Below are 6,306 nucleotides of genomic sequence, written 5' to 3' on the forward strand. Positions count from 1 at the left end.
TCATAAAATTCATGCTCTTTCCGGTATACTCATTTTGATGCATGCATACCTGCTGACACGTAGGCCACAATCTCTTCTATATCGAGATTGATGTTCTTTCTTTTGGTTTTCTGAGGGACAAGTTCGTCCAGTCGATTAGTGTCGGAGAAGGTGTAGAGATAGGAACCAATCATTAGTGACATTCTCATGTAGACACTTTCTGCATCAAGATGAGGAAGGGCTGCAAGAAATGCTTCTGCGTATGCTCGGGTTGTCGTATCATACACTTGGCTACGCAATTCGAAAGCCAGTGCTTCCGGCTCCATGTGAAGCCTAGAATGCAGTCTAAGGAACGCTCTACCCTGTGCGCTTTCCCGAAGCCTGATCGAAGGCTCAAGAAAGGAACGTACAAGATTCGCAACGCTCGGGACGTGATTGTCTGCTTTCAGCCGTTTCAAACCTTCCGCTCGTGCGGTCGCTATCTCCGTTCCTTTCCTTAGGAACACCTCACGGAAAAGATTCTCTTTGTTTTTGAAGTAGTATCCAATCAGAGCATTTGTAACCCCAATTTTGTCGGCGACCTTCCTAAGTGTAGTTCCTGAGAATCCAAGTTCGGAAAATACTATCTCTGCGGCGTCAAGTATATCTTCACGAGAAGTTGTGAATCCTTCTGGACGCCCAGGCCTTTTCCTACCTTTATTTGTTAGAGCAGGGCCTTCTTCGATCATTTTTGATCTGCTTTTTTTCATGGAAAATTCCTCAGCGCGGAAAGGTCGAAGATGATCTCCTTCTTGGAAAAATCATGCAGGGATGCTTCGATATGAAGACTCGCTCTTTGGTCGCAGGCAGTTGCGTTTATAACCATGTCTCCGCATTTATGAGAATACGGATCTCTTTGCAACTGCCTGCTATCCTCTCACGTCAGAGGTTGTGCTTGTGGGACAGGATATGAATTCATCCCACCATCGGCCGGAATGTTCACACCTCTGATCCACCTCGAACCATCGCTAAGAAGGAACGCGACGACCGGTGCTATGTCTGACGGCCGGCCTGGCCGATCCATAACTCGCATGTCTTCTTCTACGCGTGCACCCAGTGTCTTCACAAAATCGGCAAGAATGGGTGTCTCAACCGGCCCTGGGCTCACTGCATTGATACGGATTCCGCGGTCGCGCCAGGTCCAGCGGTTCTGCAAGGTCCATACGATCACTGCTTCCTTTGAGAAGAAATAGCTGCGCTGTTCATCGATATCATGCTCGCGGCAGAAGTCGGGAATTTGGTCGAATTCGAGGCCCTCGGCTGCTCAGATCTGCGGAACCGATCCGCCCAGCCAACGCCGGCAAGGGACGCAATACTGACGATCGCTCCATTTTCGCTCATCTTGGAAACGAGCTTTTCCGTCAGGTGCCAGAGGCCGACCACATTCACAGCGACCACCACCTCGGGGGGGGCGGTCGGCGGAACGCCGGCAATATTGGCGAGCCCGTCGATTCCGTGCGGCAAACTGGCAACAAGTGCGTCGATTGAATCTCGGCTCGACAAGTCGGCTTGGAAGAAACTATCGACAGCTTCCCCCGCGGGATTTCGATCGACCCCGATGACCGTTCCCCCTTGCCTTTTTATGGTACGAGCCGTTTCGGCACCGATACCGGAAGACACGCCGGTCACTACAATCGTCTTTCCTGTAAGCATCATTCTTTCTCCATTGCATGGTTTACTGATACCTGCGCGCGACTAGAATGGTGGGCGCGACTTATCTGGTCCGGAAGGTCTGCCCGGGACGGTGCAACGATACCCGATCGCAGAAACGCCTGTTTCCGAAAGAGACTTTCGGACCTTTTTCCTAGAACTTGTGGGGATGGGGGTGCTCTCGGATCGTGAGCCACTGCCACTCGCAATAGGCGTCGAGATTGACGGGACCGCCGATCGTCTGCCCGTTACCTGATGCCTTCCGGCCACCAAAGGTGATGAATGGTTCATCGGCAACGGTCTGATCGTTGATATGCAGCATGCCGACTTCAAGCTCCTCGCCCAACCTCATGGCCCGACCGATGTCACGGCTGATGATGCCGGCCGAGCCCATACTCGGTGTCGCAGGCCAGCCGCAGTGCTTCCTCTTCGGTGGAGAAAGGAATTATCGAAGCCACGGGACCAAAGACTTCCTCTCTATATGCGGCCATGTCGGGGCGAACATTGGCGAGGACTGTAGGCTTATAAAAAAGCCCCTCAAATTCACCGCCCAACAAAAGCTCGGCTCCTTCCTGTACCGAGCGCTGCACGATACCATGCACGCGGTCGCGCTGGCTCGCGTCGATCAGCGGACCGATCGCCACGCCGAGTCGGTTGGATCCCCATTTTAAGGTCCCGGCTTTTTCGACAAATTTCTCGGTAAAGTGCTTCACTAGGGGCTGCTACAGAATCTTGCCAGTCGCCATGCAGATTTGGCCTTGATGCAAGTAGCTTCCCCAGATCGCGCTTTCTACGGCAAGATCGAGATCCGCGTCCTCTAGGATCATCAGAGGGTTCTTCCGCCAAGTTCCAACTGTGCTTTTTGAGCATACGGCCACAGACCTCTCCCACCTTGCGACCAGCTGATGTAGAGCCAGTGAAAGAGATCATCGATATGCCCTCTGCCTCGCACATCGCCTGACCGACATCACCACCACCGGGCAGGATTTGTAAAAGCTTTTCTGGCAATCCAGCCATTTCGAGAATCCGGGCCAAAAGTACGCCACCACTAAAGGGTGTCCGTGGATCAGGCTTAAGAAGCACTGCATTACCTACTGCGAGTGCCGGCGCCAGTGAGCGGATCGACAGGATCAGGGGGAAGTTGAAGGGCGAGATGATACCGATTACGCCATGAGGTACCCGCCGGCCTATGCTGGTGCGGCCTGGTATCTGTGGAAACACGTATCCTTGAGGGTCAAGCACAGTCGAAGCCGCCTTCTGCAAGAAGGCAGCACCCGCAACAAGCTCTATGCGTACTTTCGCCGAAGCGGAGCCGGATTCGCGCACGAGCCATTCAGCGTATTCGGCAGCGTTGGCTGACAGGATATCGGCGGCACGGCGCATGACTGCCGCTCGCTCTATGGCAGAGGTCCTGGCCCAAGTGCTTTGCACGGCAGCGGCAGCCTCGACGGCCCTAATCACGTCCGATGGTCCTGCCTGCGCGATCCGCGCGAGAACCTCCGGTTGCGGGTTCATGGACCTTGATGGGCGAACTGGAGCTTGGCAGTCCGTTGGTCCAAGTATCTGCCTCCCACAACTGCTCCGGCAGCAGGTTTCCGCGATTGATTTTCATAATTACCTCGTTTTCACGGTGGGATCATGCGCCAAGATAAGCACGGCTGACATTCGGATCATTGCGCAGTTCCTCTGCAGTTCCCGCGCCAACGACCCGTCCAGTTTCGGTAGAAAACCTCGATCGCTGATTTCTAGACTGCGCAAGGCATTCTGTTCTACAAGAAGAATGCCGGTCCCGGTCTCTAACCTGAACAAGAGCGCGAAAAAGTTCCTTCGTCATGAGCGGAGAAAGTCCCAGAGATGGCTCGTCCAGCAGAAGAATGTCAGGCGCCGACATCAGCACTCGGCCAATGGCGACCATCTGCTGTTCACCACCACTCATGGTGCGCACCTGTTGCGAAAGCCGTTCCTCTATGCGTGGAAACAACGATAGCACCAGATCGAGCATCTCCTTTTCGCGCGCGCGACCACGCTTGGGATACGCGCCCAGCAGGAGATTTTCGCGAACTGTTAATTCGGCGAAGTTGCCTCGTCCTTCCGGCACGAGCCCGATCCCGGTATCCACCAGAAGGTGCGGGGCGAGTTTTGAAATATTTTGGCCGTTCATACGGCGCACGGCCGCCATAGGCCACGGTACAAGGCCGCCAACAGCTTTAAGAAGCGAGCTTTTTCCCGCTCCATTCGCCCCGAGAATGACGACGCATTCTCCTTTCGCGACGGTGAGCGAAACACTATCAAGCGCCAGATGCTTACCGTAGTTCAGCGAAGATTTGTGATCTCAAGCATCGATGGCCTCATCTTCGGTTTCGCCGAGATAGGCGCGTTTCACATCTGCATTGGCGAGCACCTGTTCGGTGGGGCCGTCCGCGATGAGCTTTCCAGTGGCTAGGACTATGGAACGATTACACAGGGCCCGGATGGCTACCATCACATGTTCTACCATCAGAATGGCGATGCCCGACTCCCGCAATGTTTGGATCAAGGATATCCCTTCTTGAAGCTCAGTGGGGTTCAGGCCGGCGAGCCATTCATCCAGCAGCAGCACTTTCGGTTCCAAGGCTAGTGCGCGAGCAAGCTCCAAACGCTTTTGGTCGATATACGTCATGTCGCCGGCACGTAGCCCTGAGCAGTTTGAAAGACCGATCCGTTCCAAAATTGCTATTGCTTTGCTGCGCCCGGCTCTCCCGTCAGACGTGCGCCGGTGAATGCCATCGCGGAGGTCAGATTATCAAGGGCGCTCATACCGTGCGCCACCCTTACGAGCTGAAATGTACGGGTCACTCCGAGTGCGGCGATGCGATGGGGCTGAAAGCCAGTAATTTCTCGCCCGTCGAGCCAAACAGATCCGCCATTGGCTTTCAGACTACCCGAAATCACGTTGATGACGGTGGTCTTCCCTGATCCGTTTGGTCCCAAAAGCCCAACGATCTCTCCTGGCGTCAGGGAAAATGAAATCCCGTTAACCGCTACATTCCCGCCAAAAGCTTTTCGAAGATTGGTTACTTCGAGTACAGGGTTCATGGCTGAGCCTCCAGTTTTGCGCTCACATCGGTATGTGTATTGCTTGCCGATGTCCGCTGGCGCCATGTGAAAGCAGTCCAACAATCCCATCAGGGATGAAATAAACGACGATCATGAAGATCGCGCCGACTAAAATTGAGAAGTGGTTCGGGAAGTTTGCTGACAGATACTCGATGACTAAAACCAGCGGCACTACACCGAGAATCGGTCCGAATAGGGAGCTGACGCCGCCGAGGAGCGCCATGATAAGCACCTGGAACGAAATGTTGGCGTTGAACGCGATACCGGGGTCCAGATAGGTCCAGCGCGGGGCGATGATCGCACCGGTCAACGTAATGAAAGAGGGCTGATGGCAAAGAGCATTACCTTAACCCGCGTCGTGTTTATGCCAATATGCTTTGCTACGATTTCATCTTCGCCGATCATGCGAAGCGCCGTACCCAACCGACTGTGCTTGATCAAATTCCGACCAAAGAGAATGGCCAGAAGCGCTGCCAGCTGCCAATAAATCTGGGCTGAGGTGATATCGAGAAAGATGTACCGCGCGCTGGTGCGCGTGACGTTCACCTCGTACCAACTTACCAACTGACGGATCAGTTCGGACAAGCCGAACGAGAAAATCACGAAGTAGACGCCAGATAGGCGTAGTGTCGAAAGCCCTACGAGCGCGGCGCAGACAGGCCGATTACGAGGGCGACTACAGGATCGCGGGCCATGGCAGGTAATCAGCGGGACTGCAGTCGTGTATGCGCCGATGCCGAAGAAGCTCCCGGTTGCGAGCGATATATATCGCGTTGGGCCTGAAAACATCGCCCAAGCCGTTGCCATAATTGCGGGTGGAGAAGAGTGATGCCAATTGAAGATGGTAGTCGGATGTAAGAACCAGCGGCATGGTCATAAGAACGATGAAAATGCCTAATGGTCGACATGATCAAAGCTTTGACAAGGTCGACAGCTCATTAGGACGCTCAGAAACAGCCGTAGGCGAGAAGATGGCCCGGATCAACAGCCGAGCAACGATCGACCCGGATCAGCCTAGACGAGCAACCTGGCTTCAATCGAAACCAGAAGCATGGTGAAGCGACAGGCAGCCTTCATATTTCCGACGCAGGAACATGATCACCACGACCAAAGCTGACATGGTGAAAAGCACGCCCAGCGCCGAGAGGGCAGGGCGATGCTGATCAACAACCTGAGGCAGAGCGGGCGCTCCTCCTGCCTGAGACCGGCGAGCGCAGGACTAGCGCGACGTTTATTCCGACAAGCACAGCCAGAAGCGATTCGGCCACTATTGCCTGCACCGCTGGCACGCCAAAGCGTGTTTTCTTACCACCGAATGTCACGAGCAGGATACCCTGCAAGATGAACATAAGGCCGAAAGTTGCAGAATACTGTCCTTCTCGAGTGCGGCGCCAGCTGCTGCGCCGAACCAAGGAACCATCAGAACGCGATATACAAGCCAGCTGAACGTGAAGCTCAAAGGAATGATCACAATGAGGCTGGTGATCGGGTTGATGCCAAATTTCGCCGTAAACAGCCATGCGAAGGAGGCTGCTATCAAAA

8 protein-coding genes and 3 pseudogenes are annotated in these 6,306 nt (G+C 54.3%); all 11 read right to left on the reverse strand.

Translation table 11 applies throughout. From position 1 onward, the window contains the following. Positions 1–29 precede the first annotated feature (29 nt). Complete coding sequence (locus C9380_RS23805) at positions 30–728, reverse strand: TetR/AcrR family transcriptional regulator (RefSeq protein ID WP_252869862.1); 699 nt, start codon at positions 726–728, stop codon at positions 30–32. Between the two features lie 167 nt (positions 729–895). Beyond that, a complete protein-coding gene (locus C9380_RS28690; RefSeq protein ID WP_217284121.1) occupies positions 896–1,189 on the reverse strand; it encodes an SDR family oxidoreductase in 294 nt (97 codons plus the stop codon). Further along, on the reverse strand, positions 1,186–1,674 hold the full coding sequence (locus tag C9380_RS27230) for an SDR family NAD(P)-dependent oxidoreductase (RefSeq protein WP_217284122.1): 489 nt from the start codon (positions 1,672–1,674) through the stop codon (positions 1,186–1,188). The genes C9380_RS28690 and C9380_RS27230 overlap by 4 nt, the downstream gene beginning before the upstream one ends. Positions 1,675–1,822: 148 nt before the next feature. Next, a pseudogene (locus C9380_RS28695) lies at positions 1,823–2,321 on the reverse strand (aldehyde dehydrogenase family protein); the annotation flags it as partial. Continuing rightward, positions 2,212–3,183, reverse strand: coding sequence for an aldehyde dehydrogenase family protein (locus tag C9380_RS28920; RefSeq protein WP_252869877.1), 972 nt, complete (start codon positions 3,181–3,183; stop codon positions 2,212–2,214). The pseudogene C9380_RS28695 and the gene C9380_RS28920, both read right to left, overlap by 110 nt. Positions 3,184–3,304: 121 nt before the next feature. Next, positions 3,305–4,008: pseudogene (locus C9380_RS23820) on the reverse strand (ABC transporter ATP-binding protein). After that, positions 4,001–4,375 carry an ABC transporter ATP-binding protein C-terminal domain-containing protein gene (locus tag C9380_RS28705; protein ID WP_435373148.1) on the reverse strand — a complete coding sequence of 125 codons (375 nt, stop codon included), beginning with the start codon at positions 4,373–4,375 and terminating at the stop codon, positions 4,001–4,003. The pseudogene C9380_RS23820 and the gene C9380_RS28705 overlap by 8 nt, the downstream one beginning before the upstream one ends. 5 nt (positions 4,376–4,380) lie before the next feature. Beyond that, positions 4,381–4,743 (reverse strand): ATP-binding cassette domain-containing protein, encoded by a 363-nt coding sequence (locus tag C9380_RS28710; RefSeq protein ID WP_353954664.1) that lies wholly within the window; start codon positions 4,741–4,743, stop codon positions 4,381–4,383. Positions 4,744–4,765: 22 nt separating this feature from the next. Beyond that, positions 4,766–5,074 (reverse strand): ABC transporter permease, encoded by a 309-nt coding sequence (locus tag C9380_RS27960; RefSeq protein WP_252869878.1) that lies wholly within the window; start codon positions 5,072–5,074, stop codon positions 4,766–4,768. Next, on the reverse strand, positions 5,071–5,553 hold the full coding sequence (locus tag C9380_RS27965) for a branched-chain amino acid ABC transporter permease (protein ID WP_252869879.1): 483 nt from the start codon (positions 5,551–5,553) through the stop codon (positions 5,071–5,073). Before C9380_RS27965 ends, C9380_RS27960 begins: the two co-directional genes overlap by 4 nt. Positions 5,554–6,082: 529 nt before the next feature. Next, positions 6,083–6,306 (reverse strand): annotated as a pseudogene (locus C9380_RS27255) (hypothetical protein); the annotation flags it as partial.

This window comes from Brucella pituitosa (genome assembly GCF_003049685.1).
Classification (GTDB): domain Bacteria; phylum Pseudomonadota; class Alphaproteobacteria; order Rhizobiales; family Rhizobiaceae; genus Brucella; species Brucella pituitosa.

Bases quoted from the DNA above. Each gene is read 5' to 3' on its own strand.
- C9380_RS27230 (WP_217284122.1), bottom strand. From the start codon at position 1,674: ATGATGCTTACAGGAAAGACGATTGTAGTGACCGGCGTGTCTTCCGGT.
- C9380_RS28710 (WP_353954664.1), bottom strand. From the start codon at position 4,743: ATGAACCCTGTACTCGAAGTAACCAATCTTCGAAAAGCTTTTGGCGGG.
- C9380_RS27965 (WP_252869879.1), bottom strand. From the start codon at position 5,553: ATGTTTTCAGGCCCAACGCGATATATATCGCTCGCAACCGGGAGCTTC.
- C9380_RS23805 (WP_252869862.1), bottom strand. From the start codon at position 728: ATGAAAAAAAGCAGATCAAAAATGATCGAAGAAGGCCCTGCTCTAACA.
- C9380_RS28920 (WP_252869877.1), bottom strand. From the start codon at position 3,183: ATGAACCCGCAACCGGAGGTTCTCGCGCGGATCGCGCAGGCAGGACCA.